This is a genomic window from Pseudomonas sp. LAMO17WK12:I5 (assembly GCF_900215165.1).
GTDB lineage: Bacteria > Pseudomonadota > Gammaproteobacteria > Pseudomonadales > Pseudomonadaceae > Aquipseudomonas > Aquipseudomonas putida_A.
Map to the genome: position 1 here is coordinate 137703 of NZ_OBDS01000004.1, position 13652 is coordinate 151354.

Here is a 13652-nt window from a genome sequence, read left to right on the forward strand (position 1 = left end):
CGTGATGAATCGGTAATACAACCGTGAACTTTGTTCGGGCTGAGTAAGCGTTGATTCAACTAATGGGTGCCGGTTGGCGACTAGATAAGAGCGTGCCGGAAAGAGTGTCAATAGAGTGCCTTAGTTAATCTGTGAATTACCGATTAATCAGAAGCGTCCTACGCTGATGAGGCATCCTGCCTAGCGGTGATGGCGAATGGAACTACGGTTTTTCGCGAGTTTCGCGATTTTTGTGCCGGTCGATTTAGATCATTTCACAGGCACGAAAGCGCGCCGCAGATTACTTGTATCTGTTGCAGAACATATATGTATTGTTTTGACAGGTTTAAGCTGGAGGGATTTGGAAGTTTTCAGGCGCGGTAAGTAAAACTTCCGTCCATGGAAGTTAATGACTCAAGGCAATAAGTATCTCAGGCGTGATTCAGGAACTTGCTGAGAAACTGTCTGGTGCGTTCTTCTTTCGGGTTGGCAAACAACGCCTTGGCTTCGCCTTGCTCGACGATCACGCCCTTGTCGAAAAACACCACACGGTTAGCCACGTCGCGGGCGAAACCCATTTCGTGGGTGACGATGACCATGGTGCGTTTTTCTTCAGCGAGACCGCGAATGGTCGCCAGTACTTCGCCCACCAGTTCCGGGTCGAGGGCCGAAGTCGGCTCGTCGAACAGGATCACTTCCGGCTCCATCGCCAGCGCCCGGGCAATCGCCACGCGCTGTTGCTGACCACCGGACAGACGACGCGGATACGCATCTTCCTTGCCGGCCAGACCGACCTTGGCCAGCAGCTTCATGCCTAGGGCAACGGCTTGCTCGCGCGGCATCTTCTTGACCACGATCGGCCCTTCGATGACGTTTTCCAGTGCGGTGCGGTGGGGGAACAGGTTGAAGTTCTGGAACACGAAACCCACGTGCTGGCGCAGGTTGCGCACCAGACTCTGCTGCTGGCTCAGCGGGCGGCGGGTATCAATCTCGATATCGCCGACCTTGATCCGGCCGCTGGTGGGTTCCTCAAGGAAATTCAGGCAGCGCAGGAACGTGGTCTTGCCCGAACCGCTGGGGCCGATGATGGCCACGACCTCGCCTTCCTTCACCTCAAGATCGATGCCCTTGAGCACCTCTTGACCCTTGAACTGCTTTGTCAGTTTTTCCACGACAATCATGGGGTCAGGACTCCTGGTCGTGCCGATTGGCCCGCTCTTCCAACTTGTTCTGCAGGTGCGACAGCACCGTGGCCAGAATCCAGTAGATCAGCGCGGCGGCAAGATACATGGTGAAGACTTCGAAAGTCCGGGCGGTAATCAGTTGCGCCTGGCGGAACAGTTCCGGCACCTGAATGGTGGCGGCCAGTGCCGTGTCCTTGACCAGCGAAATGAAGCTGTTGCCCAGCGGCGGCAGGGCCGTGCGCATCGCTTGCGGCAGGATGGCCCGGCGCAAGGTCTGCGCACGGGTCATGCCGATGCTCGCAGCGGCTTCCCACTGGCCGCGCTCGATCGAACCGATCGCGGCCCGCAGGATTTCACAGGCATAAGCGGCCATGTTCAGCGAGAAGCCGATCAGCGCCGCTGGGAGCGGATCCAGTTCCAGACCCAATTGCGGCAAGCCGTAATAGATCACGAACAGTTGCACCAGCAACGGCGTGCCGCGAAAGAACGACACGTAGATGCGGGCAATCCAGCTCACCAGTTTGAAGCGCGACAGGCGCATCAAGGCCAGGCCGAAGCCCAGCAGCAAGCCTAAGAACATGCCGCCCAGACTGAGGATGACCGTGTAATACGCGCCCTTGAGCAGAAAGGGCGCGGAGTCCAGTGCGAGTTGGAAAGCTTCTTCCATTATTTGGTGACGTCAGCGTTGAAGTATTTCTTCGACAGCTTCTCAAGGGTACCGTCGGCACGCAGTTCGTCGAGAGCCTTGTTCACCGCAGCCAGCAGCTCAGGCTCGCCTTTGCGCAGGGCGATACCGGACTCCTGACGGGAGAACGCTTCACCGGCAGCCACGGTTTTCGGGGCTTTCTTGGCGTATTCAAGTGCAGCCAGACGGTCGATCAGGATGGCGTCGGTGCGGCCGTTGTTCAGGTCGGCGAACTTGGTCGGATCATCGTCGTAGGTACGCACGTCAGCGCCCGGCACGTTGGCGCGGACCCACTGTTCGTAGTTGGTGCCCAGGCCGACACCGACTTTCTTGCCGGACAGGTCGGCGGCAGTCTTGATGTTCAACTTGGCTTCCTTGTCCTTCAGCACCAGCGCCTGAATCCCGGATACGGTGTACGGCTCGGAGAAGTCATACTTCTTCTTGCGTTCGTCGGAGATGGTCACCTGGTTGACCACGACGTCGAGACGTTTGGATTCCAGCGCAGCGAGGATACCGTCCCACTTGGTTGGCTGAATCTTGGCTTTGACGCCGAGTTTCTGCGCCAGGGCTTCGGAGAGTTCGACTTCGAAACCGGACAGTTTGCCGTTCTCGTCAACGAAGCTGAACGGTGGATAAGTGCCTTCCAGGCCGACGTTAATAACGCCTTTGTCCTTGATCTGTTGCAGCTGCTCACCGGCGGTTGCCTGGCCGATCAGGCCGGCGCTCAGTGCAAGGCCCAGCGAACCTACCAGCAGAGTGCGACGTAGTGCGGAAAAATTCATGACAAGCCCCTGTGTTTTCTTATGGAAGACGCTTAAGGAAGGTTGGCGAATCCGGGAATTGAACGACTGCGTTATCGTGCCCTAAAGCAGCTTATGCGTCTTGCCCGAAATTCGCCTGCGGCGAGACTATAAGATGTCTGCTTTAGACTTGAAAATACTTAATGATCTTTCTGTTATTCCAATTTCGAATATATATGATCAATAGTGGCGAGGGGATTTATCCCCGATGGGGCGCGAAGCGGCCCTCTCTTCTGACTTGAAGAGCAGGGGACTGCTGCGCAGTCCAACGGGGATAAATCCCCTCACCACAGAAATTCTTGCAGCTGGGAGGATCAGTTTGTCAGCGAATCCTTGTAGGCAAACAACGCCGGCGCCCCACCGGTATGCAGGAAGATGATCGGGCCCTCGTCGAAACGCTGGCGGCCGATCCCGTCGAGCAGGCCGGCCATGGCCTTGCCGGTATAAACCGGATCGAGCAGCACCGCGTCCTGACTGGCCAACAGTTTCACCGCCGCCAGTGTCCCGGCATTCGGTTCGCCGTAACGCGGGCCGAAGTATTCGTCCCACAACTCGACCTTGAAGTTCACTGGCAATTTCACACCCAGCAGCTCCGCCGTGCGTTCGGCCAGACCCTGCACTTTCGGGCGTTGGTCCTCTTCACTGCGCGATACCGTTACGCCGATCACTGGCAATTGTGGCAGCGCTTCGCTCAAGGCCAGTGCCAGACCGCTGTGGGTCCCGGCGCTGCCCGAGGCCAGTACCACGGCGGCGAATTCCAGTCCGGTGTCCTTGATCTGTTCCGCCAGTTCCAGACCGGCACGTACGTAGCCCAATGCACCGAGGGCATTCGAGCCACCGATCGGCACCAGATACGGTTTTTTGCCATTGCTGCGCAGGCGCACAGCGAGTGCGGCGAGTTGTTCGTCGGCGTTATCGAGGTTGTCCACCAGCTCGACCTTGGTGTCGAACAGATCGAGCAGCAGGCGGTTGCCGTTGCCGGTGTAGTTGCTGTCGTCGGTGCCCAGCGGATTCTCCAGCAGCGCCACGCACCCCAGGCCGAGTTTGGCCGCCAGCGCGGCGGTCTGGCGCACGTGGTTCGATTGCAGGGCACCGGCGGTGATCAGCGTGTCGGCGCCCTGAGCGAGGGCATCGGCGGCGAGGTATTCGAGTTTGCGCAGCTTGTTGCCGCCCATGGCCAGCGGCGTCAGGTCATCGCGTTTGATGTACACATCGCGGCCCAGCCAGGCGGACAGACGTTCAAGTTTTTCCAGCGGCGTGGGTTGGCCGAGCAGGTCGAGACGGTTAAAGCGATCCAGCTGTTGTTTGATCATGAGTCCGTACTGGCGGAGAAAGATGACAGGACTATAGGCACGCCGTTTTACCGGGGCAACCGTGAATCGCTTATAGCCAAATGTGCTTAGTCCAGCACTATCGGTTCTTAATTCGCCCTCACGGGCATGCCGTAAAGTAGTCGCCGTTGACGCGGCCAGACCGTCCGGCCGCCCGTGAGGAGTCTTTACCGTGAGCGAGCGTTCCAGCCATTGGCAATTGCAGACCATCGTCAGCCAACTGCGTACCGCGCGGGATCAGTGGCGTACCCAGAATGGCCGGGCCAGCGGCGAGCAGGGTGGTCGTGAGTTGCCGTCCCGCGCGGCGATGGCCGAGATTCTCGAAGCGCTGTGTGGTGCGTTGTTCCCAATGCGTCTGGGGCCGGTGGATCTGCGTGAGGAAAGTGAGGACTTCTATGTCGGCCACACTCTCGATACCTCATTGAATGCCTTGCTGGCGCAGGCGCGGCTGGAGTTGCGTTATGTCGCCCGGCACAGCGCTCAAGGCGATGCCGACGTCGAAGCTCAGGCGATCCGTATCATTCAGGATTTCGCCCTGGCCTTGCCGGGCCTGCGCAGCCTGCTCGACACCGACGTGCTGGCCGCCTATCACGGCGATCCGGCGGCACGCAGCGTCGATGAAGTGTTGCTGTGCTATCCGGGAATTCTGGCGGTGATTCACCATCGTCTGGCGCACCATTTGTACCGCGCCGGGTTGCCGTTACTGGCGCGAATCAGCGCGGAGATTGCGCATTCGGCCACCGGCATCGATATCCATCCAGGCGCGCAGATCGGCCGCAGTTTCTTCATCGACCACGGTACGGGTGTGGTGATCGGCGAGACCGCGATCATCGGCGAGCGTGTGCGGATCTATCAGGCCGTGACTTTGGGCGCCAAGCGCTTCCCGGCGGATGAAGACGGGCAGTTGCAGAAGGGCCATCCACGCCATCCAATTGTCGAGGACGACGTGGTGATTTATGCCGGCGCGACGATTCTGGGACGGATCACTATCGGCCAGGGGTCGACCATCGGCGGTAATGTGTGGCTGACGCGCAGCGTGCCGGCAGGGAGCAACCTGACTCAGGCCAATCTGCAGCATGATGACGGGACGCAGAAGTAAGTTCCTGAATCTGCGTTGCCGCGTCAGGCCTCTTCGCGAGCAGGCTCGCTCCCACACTGGAATGCGTTTCAAATGTGGGAGCGAGCCTGCTCGCGAATGGTTTTTTGGGTCAGATCGAGATAATGGCATTCAGCCAATTCTCCATTGAACGAATCCCCTCAAACCCGCGTCATACCCCTCCTTGGGCTACTGTAGGAAAACTACCGCCTGGCCCTGCGATTAGTCCTTACCACCCTATCCATGTTTAACTTGAACGTTCATTCAAGTTAAACCGGTGGTTCGCTGCCCGCTCACAACAGGAGGCTTGCCTTTGCTGAGTCCGATCATTTCAGCCACGTTTCAACCCCTCGAGGTGCACGTTTCATGAGTGCATCGTCTACCCCCGCCAGCGGTCTGGTGCGCATGAATCCGCCGGTGTTCTACTTCGCCGCGACGGTGATTCTGCTGTTTGGTCTGGTTGTCATCGCCATGCCGGAGCAGGCCGGCGCCTGGTTGCTGGCTGCGCAAAACTGGGCGGCCAATACGGTCGGCTGGTACTACATGCTCGCGATGACGCTGTATCTGGTCTTCGTGGTGGTCACCGCGTTATCGGGCTACGGCAAGATCAAACTCGGTGCCGACCACGACGAACCCGAGTTCAGTTACCTGTCCTGGGCCGGCATGCTGTTTGCCGCCGGGATCAGCATCACGCTGTTTTTCTTTTGCGTATCCGAGCCACTGACGCACCTGGCTCAACCGCCGCAAGGCGAGGCCGGCACCGCCGATGCGGCGCGCCAGGCGATGCAGATTCTGTTTCTGCACTGGGGCCTGCACGGCTGGGGCGTGTTCGCCTTCGTCGGCATGGCGCTGGCCTATTTCGCCTACCGGCATAACCTGCCGCTGGCCTTGCGTTCGGCCCTGTACCCGCTGATCGGCAAGCGCATCAACGGCCCCATCGGCTACGCGGTGGACGGCTTCGGCATCATCGCCACGGTGTTCGGTCTGGGCGCCGACATGGGCTTCGGCGTATTGCACCTCAATTCCGGTCTGGACTACCTGTTCGGCATCGCTCACACCCAGTGGATTCAGGTCGGCCTGATCACGTTGATGATGGGTGCGGCGATCATCGTCGCCGTGTCGGGTGTGGACAAGGGTGTGCGGGTGATGTCCGACATCAACATGCTGCTGGCCTGTGCGCTGCTGCTGTTCGTGTTGTTCGCAGGTCCCACCCAGCACCTGCTCAACACGCTGATCCAGAACCTCGGCGATTACCTCGGCGCCTTGCCGATGAAGAGTTTCGACCTCTACGCCTACGACAAGCCAAGCGACTGGCTCGGCGGCTGGACCGTGTTCTACTGGGCCTGGTGGATCGCATGGTCGCCGTTCGTGGGCCTGTTCATCGCGCGGATTTCCCGTGGTCGGACCATCCGCGAATTCGTCTTCGGCGTACTGCTGATTCCGCTCGGTTTCACCCTGGCGTGGATGTCGATCTTCGGCAACAGTGCGATCGATCAGGTGCTCAATCACGGCATGTCGGCACTGGGCATGTCGGCCCTCGACAATCCGTCGATGAGCCTTTACCTGCTGCTGGAAACCTACCCGTGGAGCAAGACTGTCATCGCGGTGACGGTGTTCATCAGCTTCGTGTTTTTCGTCACTTCCGCCGACTCCGGCACCGTGGTGCTCTCGACCCTGTCGGCCAAGGGCGGCAACCCGGACGAAGACGGGCCGAAATGGCTGCGAGTGTTCTGGGGCGCGATGACCGCGTTGATCACCAGTGCGCTGCTGTTCTCCGGCAGCATCGATGCGCTGAAATCGGCGGTGGTGCTGACCTCGCTGCCGTTCTCGATGATTTTGCTGCTGATGATGTGGGGCCTGCACAAGGCGTTCTATCTGGAGTCGCAGAAGCAGATCGCGCAGTTGCATTCGCTGGCACCGGTCTCCGGTTCGCGGCGTGGCACGGGCGGCTGGCGCCAGCGCCTGAGTCAGGCGGTGCACTTCCCGTCACGCGACGAGGTGTACCGCTTCATGGACACCACGGTGCGCCCGGCGATTGAAGAAGTGACGGCGGTATTTGTCGAGAAGGGTCTGAACGTGGTCACCCAGCCGGACCCGGCGCACGACAACATCAGCCTGGAAATAGGCCACGGTGAGCAGCATCCGTTCATCTACCAGGTGCAGATGCGCGGCTACTTCACGCCGTCGTTCGCCCGTGGCGGCATGGGTTCCAAGCAACTCAACAACCGCCGCTACTACCGCGCTGAAGTGCACTTGAGCGAGGGCAGTCAGGACTACGATCTGGTCGGCTACACCAAGGAACAGATCATCAACGACATCCTCGACCAGTACGAACGCCACATGCAGTTCCTGCATCTGGTGCGTTGATCGGCAACTGAGCGCCGGGACGTTTCACGATTCGGCGCTCAGCACCATGAACAACACCATCGCCGCCATCGGCACCCCGAACACCGCACTGCCCACCGCGATCTCCGAACCCAGCGGCTGCCTGGCATGCACCACCCCCACCGCACCATTGATCACCGTCAACGCCAGCCACAGCGCGGCGAAGCTGTAGGCCAACGTCTGCCGGCTGAAGCCAATGCGCTCGCCGATGTAGAGCATCAGGGCGAGCAGGACCAGGCCGAAGAAGATGATGATGGCGGTGTGCATAGGCGTGCCTGCGGGTCATGCGGTGCCTGATCGGACGCCTTCGCGGGTAAGCCCGCTCCCACAGTGATCTCGGTCATTCACAGATTCTGCGTACAACCAAGATCCTGTGGGAGCGGGCTTGCTCGCGAAAGGGCCACCTCGGTGTCATTTAGAGCATAGACAAGTCAGCCCACAACCATACGAGCCAACCCTTCTCGATCGACATATTTCGCGACTCATTCAAATGTATCTGGACGAGAAGGCCCTTTCTCGCTGGCCCGCGTCTGCCGTTGGTCGAACCAATAATCGGGTGTTTGTTCACTCAGCTAATATTTATCCGAGTGTGTATTGTGTGTATCAATCGGTTGTCCACGCCCTAGAGTGACCAGCTCTTGCTGTCGAAAAGGGCGAAGGAAATGCGTAGTCGGGAAATGATCAGGATGATCGAGGAGGATGGTTGGTATCTGGTTGCAGTGAAGGGTAGTCACCATCAGTACAAGCATCCGCGCAAGCCGGGTCGGGTGACGATCAAGCATCCGGATTCAGACCTTCCCAAAGGGACGATCAACAGCATTTTGAAACAGGCGGGGTTGAAATGAAGCCCGTTATTGGAAGTGAAAGTCCTTTTATGGACACGTCAGAGGAAGGATTCACGTTTATGAAATTCCCGGTCGTTTTGCACAAGGATGCCGACTCGGACTACGGAGTGATTGTCCCGGATGTACCGGGGTGCTTCTCCGCAGGGAGCACGGTAGCCGAAGCTTTTGAAAACACTCAGGAGGCTCTGGCCCTGCACTATGAGGGGCTGGTGGCTGATGGTGCACCGTTGCCTCGAGTTCAGGATATTGATGCACATCTCGACAACCCGGATTACGCGGGTGGAATCTGGGGTGTTGTCGACTTTGATATCACGCCCTATTTCGGCAAGTCGGTACGCTTCAACGCCACGCTGCCCGAGCAACTGCTGGAGCGTATTGATCAAACAGTCCGGCGTGATCAACGCTACAGTTCCCGCTCCGGATTTCTGGCCGCAGCTGCGTTACGCGAATTATCGGCATGACGAACAACCTGTAGGGGCTGCCGCAGGCATGTATGTCAGGTGCTCTCGCGCTCGATCACGTTGCACTGCAACAGATTCAGGCGCTGCACATCATCGCTCGGTAACACCCCAAGACTTTCCAATACCCGCGTTGCCGCCAGTACGCCAATCTCCAGTGCCGGGGGTTTGATCGTGCTCAGGCTCGGCAACAGCATCTCGGCGAACGGGTAATCGCCGAAGCCGAGCACGGCGCAGTCTTCGGGGATCTTGATGCCTGCGCGTTGCCCGGCGAGCAAGCCGCCGGCGGCGAGGTTGTCGTTGGCGAAGATGATCGCGTCGGGGCGCGGGGAGGCGTTCATCAGCGCTTCCATCGCTTGCTTGCCGGCTTCGAACGGCGCGCGGTCGGCGTCCGGGGCGAATACCCACGGCTGCAGTCCGAACTCGCGCACGGTGGCGGCGTAACCGTCGCGACGTTCGAGGGCACTGAGGTCACCAGGGGCGCTGTTCTGCACGAAGGCGATGCGGCGATAGCCTTTATCGTGCAGATAACGTGCGGCGGTCACGCCGACTTCATAGTGCGAAAAGCCGATCTGCATCGGCTCGCGATCCGGCTGGTAATCCCAGGTTTCGATCACCGGAACGTCCGCTTCGGCGATCATCTTTTCCGTGCCCGCACTATGGAAATGGCTGGTCAGCACCAACGCTGCCGGCGACCAGCCGAGAAACGCGCGCACGGCGTTTTCTTCCTGCTCGGTACTGAAGTAACTCGACGCCAGCAGCAGCTGATAACCGTGGCGGCTGAGGGTGTCGCTGAAGCCCTGAATGGTGTTGGCAAAGATCGGCCCGGAGATGTTCGGAATCACCATGCCGACGATTTTGCCCCGCGCCGAGGCCAGTCCGCCGGCCACCAGATTTGGCACGTAACCCAGCTCGGCCACCACCGCTGCAATCCGCTCGCGGCGCTCCGGCGAGACCGATTCCGGCTGATTGAAGTAGCGCGACACGGTAATCGCCGAAACGCCAGCCTCGCGCGCCACTGCATTCAGGGTCACGCGTCCGGCGCCACGGCGTTTGCGGGGCTTTTCCTGGCTCAAGGCTCGATCCTTCTTAAAAACCAAAATGCATATAAAAGTAATTTTTCAGTATTGGACGCTCTATGCCAAGCTTGCCAATACTGGCGATGTTAGCGCTAACAAAGCGCATTGTCTGCTACTCGCTCGAGCGAATGCCCAAGACACCGATTCAGGCGCTGTCGTCGCAGAACGGCAGCGGTTCAGGGCCAATTTCGAGCGGGCAACCATGCACAATATTCCTGGGGCGACACACAAACTGGCGCAGTCGATTCGCGCCGCTGGCTGGATTTTCACCGGGCTGGCGGTGTTGCCGCTGCCCGATGCTTTTGCCGCCGACAGCAGCGATCAAGAGCCGACCCTCAAGTCCGTCACGGTCACCGCCACCCGCCGTGAAGAGTCGCTGCAGAAGGTGCCGGTGGCAGTCTCGGTGATCGACGGCGAACAACTGGAACGCGACAACCGCAACGGCGTGGCGAGCATCGTCCAGCAAGTGCCGTCGCTGAATTTCCGTACCGGTGCGTCGAACAAGGACACCTCGTTGTTTGTGCGAGGCGTCGGCACGATTTCCACCTCGCCCGGCGTCGAGCCAACAGTGGCCACGGTGATCGATGGCGTGGTCTATGCGCGTCCCGGTCAATCGACCCTAGACCTGCTGGATCTGGAGCGCGTCGAAGTGCTGCGCGGCCCGCAGGGCACGTTGTTCGGCAAGAATGCCTCGGCCGGTGTGCTCAACATCACCAGCAAGGCGCCGACCAACGAGACCCACGGTTACATCGACCAGTCGTACTACAGCGGCAATGAAAGCCGCACCCGCTTCGGCATTGGCGGTAGCCTGATTCCGGACACGCTCAAGGGTTCGATCAGCACCCTGTTCGGCACTTACGACGGCAACGTCGATAACCAGCACAACGGCCAGGAGGTCAACGGCTACAACCATCGCGGGGTGCGCGGCAAACTCGAGTTCACCCCGAACGATGACGTCACCTTTACCCTGATCGCCGACTACATGCAGTCCCACGACGACGGTCCCAACGGCGTCGTCAGCAAGTCGTTGACCCCGGCCTTCGCCAACGCGCTGAGCCCGGTCTATGCGAGCAACCACAACCGCGACATCAACACCGATACCCGCAGCCATGTCGAGGACACCAACAAGGGCCTGTCCGGCCAGCTCGACTGGCAACTGGGCGATTACACACTGACCTCGATCACCGCGTGGCGCGGCTGGGACAACACCCAATATCAGGATGGCGATCGGCTGAGCACGATCACTGCAGCGTTCCCCGGCACCGCCGACAAGGGCGAGCTGGCCTTCGACCAGTACTCGCAAGAGCTGCGCCTGGCCTCGCCGAAAGGTGAGTTCCTTGAATACGTTGGCGGCCTGTTCTACATGCACGGCAAGGATGACGAGACCTATCAGCGCACCTTGACCACCACCACACGCACCGACCGTGGCGTCGCCGATTACAGCACCACCAGCGACAGCTACGCCGCGTTCGGCGAAGCCACGCTGAACTTCACCTCGGACTTGCGTGGCATCGCCGGCCTGCGCTACACCCACGATGATCTTGAATACGATCACCGTCGCGTCTCGACCTCGGCGACCACGGTCAGTGGTATTCAACCTGCAACCAGCAGTTCCGGTTCGGTAGACGAGGACGGCTGGTCCGGTCGGCTAGGTGTGCAGTACGACCTCAGCGATGCGGTCACCACGTATCTGACCTATTCGCGTGGCTACAAAGGCCCGGCGTACAACGTGTTCTTCAACATGCAGCCGCGTGACACCGAAGCGCTGAAACCGGAGACCTCGAACACCTGGGAGGCGGGCATCAAAGCGACGAGCTGGAACAATCGGCTGACCACCAACCTTGCGGTGTTCCACAGCGATTACGACAACTACCAGGCGAACTTTTTCGACACCGTCGCCGGGCAAGTGGTGACGCGCCTGATCAACGCCGGCAGTGTCAGCACCGAAGGCGTCGAACTCGATTACGCCTTGCAGGCGACCCAGCAACTGAAGTTCTCCGGGGCGCTGGCCTACACCCGCGCGCGCATCGACCAATTCAGCTGCCCGGCGGGCGCTGCAGCCTCGTGCAACGTCAATGGCAAGCCACTGCCGTTCAGCCCCGACTGGAAAAGCTACGTGCGCGCCGACTACAGCATCCCGCTGGACAACGGCCTCGATATCGAGCTCGGCACCGACTACAGCTGGCAGAGCGAAGTGCAGTACGACATTAGCCAGAACGCCGACACCAAACAGGGTGCCTATGGCATCTGGAACGCCAGCGTCGCGCTCGCCGACTACAGCAACGGCTGGCGCGTGGCGCTGCTGGGCAAGAATCTCGCCGACAAGTCCTACTCACCGTTGCTGGCCAGCGGCGGCAGCTACATCTACCGCGCCGTGCCACGGGATGACGAGCGCTACTTCGGCGTGCAACTGCGCAAGGATTTCTGAGATGAGCAGACAGCTGAAACTTGGCGCCTTTCTCATGGCCACCGGGCACCACGTCGCCGCGTGGCGGCACCCGCAGGTACCGGCGAATGCCGGTCTGGATTTCGCCCACTACAAGCGTCTGGCGCAGATTGCCGAGGCGGCGAAGTTCGACACGCTGTTCGTCGCCGACAGTGTGGCCGCGCCGACGCAGGACATCGCCAGCCGCATGGCGCGCTCCGATCACTTCGAACCGCTGACCTTGCTCTCGGCTCTGAGCGCGGTGACCGAGCGCATCGGCCTGATCGCCACGGCGACCACCAGCTACAACGAGCCGTATCACGTGGCGCGCAAATTCGCTTCGCTCGATCATCTGTCGGGTGGCCGCGCCGGGTGGAATCTGGTGACCTCGGACAACGCCGCCGAGGCACTGAATTTTGGTCGCGACGAACACATCGGCCACGCCGAACGCTACAGCCGTGCCCGCGAGTTTCATCAGGTGGTCACCGGGCTGTGGGACAGTTGGGAGGACGATGCCTTTGTCCGCGACAAGGCAAGTGGCGCGTATTACGACCCGTCGAAGCTGCACGTGCTGGATCACGTCGGTGAGCATTTTCGGGTGAAAGGCCCGCTGAACGTGGCGCGCTCGCCGCAGGGGCAACCGGTGATTGTGCAGGCGGGTTCATCGGAGACCGGGCGTGAGCTGGCGGCACAGACCGCTGAGGTGGTGTTCACCGCGCAGACTTCGCTGGCCGGCGCACAGGCGTTCTACGCCGACCTCAAGGGCCGCCTGGCCAAGTACGGACGCAGTGCCGATTCGCTGAAAATCATGCCCGGGGTGTTTGTTGTCGTCGGGCAGACAGAAGCCGAAGCGCAGGAAAAATGTGAAACGTTTCAGCAATTGGTCGAGCCGGAGGTTGGCGTGGCGTTGCTTGGGCGTATGCTGGGCAACTTCGACTTGTCGAAGTACCCGCTGGACGGCCCGCTACCGGATTTGCCGCTGACCGACAGCGGCCAGCAGAGCCGGCAGAAATTGCTGACGGAACTGGCAGGGCGGGAGAATCTGACCCTCGCCGAATTGGGCCGCAAGATTGCCGGTGGGCGCGGGCATTACAGCCTGATCGGCACCCCGGCGCAGATCGCCGACCGTTTGCAGGAGTGGTTCGAACAGGGCGCGGCGGATGGCTTCAATGTGCTGGTACCGCACTTGCCGGGCGGGCTCGAAGATTTCGCTAATGGCGTGGTCCCGGAACTGCAGCGCCGTGGGCTGTTCAGAACCGAGTATGAGGGCCGGACCTTGCGCGAAAACCTGGGCCTTGCCCGACCCGGCAACAGATTTGTGTAACACCCTTCGCGAGCAGGCTCGCTCCCACAGGGGAGTGCACTCCAAATGTGGGAGCGAGCCT

Annotated in this window: 12 protein-coding genes; 6 read left to right on the forward strand and 6 right to left on the reverse strand. The window is 60.3% G+C overall.

Annotation, left to right across the window (positions count from 1 at the left end; all coding sequences use genetic code 11):
* Positions 1-410: 410 nt before the first annotated feature.
* The 4 genes from tcyN to CRO59_RS08400 form a co-directional block, all read right to left on the reverse strand.
* On the reverse strand, positions 411-1160 hold the full coding sequence (gene tcyN / locus CRO59_RS08385; RefSeq protein WP_095137897.1) for an L-cystine ABC transporter ATP-binding protein TcyN: 750 nt from the start codon (positions 1158-1160) through the stop codon (positions 411-413).
* 4 nt (positions 1161-1164) lie between these two features.
* On the reverse strand, positions 1165-1830 hold the full coding sequence (gene tcyL / locus CRO59_RS08390; RefSeq protein ID WP_097086880.1) for a cystine ABC transporter permease: 666 nt from the start codon (positions 1828-1830) through the stop codon (positions 1165-1167).
* A complete protein-coding gene (gene tcyJ, locus CRO59_RS08395) occupies positions 1830-2630 on the reverse strand; it encodes a cystine ABC transporter substrate-binding protein (protein ID WP_086794003.1) in 801 nt (266 codons plus the stop codon). The genes tcyL and tcyJ overlap by 1 nt, the downstream gene beginning before the upstream one ends.
* 332 nt (positions 2631-2962) lie before the next feature.
* A complete protein-coding gene (locus CRO59_RS08400; RefSeq protein ID WP_097086882.1) occupies positions 2963-3961 on the reverse strand; it encodes a D-cysteine desulfhydrase in 999 nt (332 codons plus the stop codon).
* A 190-nt stretch (positions 3962-4151) separates the two neighbouring features.
* Here CRO59_RS08400 and epsC point away from each other — a divergent pair, with 190 nt between their 5' ends.
* Both epsC and betT read left to right on the forward strand, forming a co-directional pair.
* On the forward strand, positions 4152-5078 hold the full coding sequence (gene epsC, locus CRO59_RS08405; protein WP_095137901.1) for a serine O-acetyltransferase EpsC: 927 nt from the start codon (positions 4152-4154) through the stop codon (positions 5076-5078).
* Positions 5079-5480: 402 nt separating this feature from the next.
* A complete protein-coding gene (gene betT, locus CRO59_RS08410; RefSeq protein ID WP_166496387.1) occupies positions 5481-7442 on the forward strand; it encodes a choline transporter BetT in 1962 nt (653 codons plus the stop codon).
* Positions 7443-7466: 24 nt separating this feature from the next.
* On the opposite strand, the gene CRO59_RS08415 is transcribed toward betT, so the two are convergent.
* The gene (locus tag CRO59_RS08415) at positions 7467-7727 is read right to left on the reverse strand and encodes a hypothetical protein (RefSeq protein ID WP_097086885.1); all 261 of its coding nucleotides are present in this window, start codon (positions 7725-7727) and stop codon (positions 7467-7469) included.
* Between the two features lie 395 nt (positions 7728-8122).
* Here CRO59_RS08415 and CRO59_RS08420 point away from each other — a divergent pair, with 395 nt between their 5' ends.
* Positions 8123-8305 (forward strand): type II toxin-antitoxin system HicA family toxin, encoded by a 183-nt coding sequence (locus CRO59_RS08420; RefSeq protein ID WP_027611194.1) that lies wholly within the window; start codon positions 8123-8125, stop codon positions 8303-8305.
* A gap of 59 nt (positions 8306-8364) precedes the next feature.
* Positions 8365-8766 carry a type II toxin-antitoxin system HicB family antitoxin gene (locus CRO59_RS08425; RefSeq protein WP_003220616.1) on the forward strand — a complete coding sequence of 134 codons (402 nt, stop codon included), beginning with the start codon at positions 8365-8367 and terminating at the stop codon, positions 8764-8766.
* A gap of 35 nt (positions 8767-8801) precedes the next feature.
* Here the strand turns inward: CRO59_RS08425 and CRO59_RS08430 are convergent, their stop codons facing one another.
* Positions 8802-9839: a LacI family DNA-binding transcriptional regulator gene (locus tag CRO59_RS08430; protein WP_097086887.1), complete on the reverse strand. Its 1038-nt coding sequence runs from the start codon at positions 9837-9839 to the stop codon at positions 8802-8804.
* A 205-nt stretch (positions 9840-10044) separates the two neighbouring features.
* On the opposite strand from CRO59_RS08430, the gene CRO59_RS08435 reads away from it, so the two are divergent.
* Both CRO59_RS08435 and CRO59_RS08440 read left to right on the forward strand, forming a co-directional pair.
* Positions 10045-12270 carry a TonB-dependent receptor gene (locus CRO59_RS08435; protein ID WP_097086888.1) on the forward strand — a complete coding sequence of 742 codons (2226 nt, stop codon included), beginning with the start codon at positions 10045-10047 and terminating at the stop codon, positions 12268-12270.
* 1 nt (position 12271) lies between these two features.
* Positions 12272-13591, forward strand: a complete 1320-nt coding sequence (locus CRO59_RS08440; protein WP_097086890.1) for an LLM class flavin-dependent oxidoreductase — start codon at positions 12272-12274, stop codon at positions 13589-13591.
* Positions 13592-13652 lie beyond the last annotated feature (61 nt).

Bases quoted from the DNA above. Each gene is read 5' to 3' on its own strand.
- tcyN (WP_095137897.1), bottom strand. From the start codon at position 1,160: ATGATTGTCGTGGAAAAACTGACAAAGCAGTTCAAGGGTCAAGAGGTG.
- tcyL (WP_097086880.1), bottom strand. From the start codon at position 1,830: ATGGAAGAAGCTTTCCAACTCGCACTGGACTCCGCGCCCTTTCTGCTC.
- tcyJ (WP_086794003.1), bottom strand. From the start codon at position 2,630: ATGAATTTTTCCGCACTACGTCGCACTCTGCTGGTAGGTTCGCTGGGC.
- CRO59_RS08400 (WP_097086882.1), bottom strand. From the start codon at position 3,961: ATGATCAAACAACAGCTGGATCGCTTTAACCGTCTCGACCTGCTCGGC.
- betT (WP_166496387.1), top strand. From the start codon at position 5,481: ATGAATCCGCCGGTGTTCTACTTCGCCGCGACGGTGATTCTGCTGTTT.
- CRO59_RS08415 (WP_097086885.1), bottom strand. From the start codon at position 7,727: ATGCACACCGCCATCATCATCTTCTTCGGCCTGGTCCTGCTCGCCCTG.
- CRO59_RS08420 (WP_027611194.1), top strand. From the start codon at position 8,123: ATGCGTAGTCGGGAAATGATCAGGATGATCGAGGAGGATGGTTGGTAT.
- CRO59_RS08425 (WP_003220616.1), top strand. From the start codon at position 8,365: ATGAAATTCCCGGTCGTTTTGCACAAGGATGCCGACTCGGACTACGGA.
- CRO59_RS08435 (WP_097086888.1), top strand. From the start codon at position 10,045: ATGCACAATATTCCTGGGGCGACACACAAACTGGCGCAGTCGATTCGC.
- CRO59_RS08440 (WP_097086890.1), top strand. From the start codon at position 12,272: ATGAGCAGACAGCTGAAACTTGGCGCCTTTCTCATGGCCACCGGGCAC.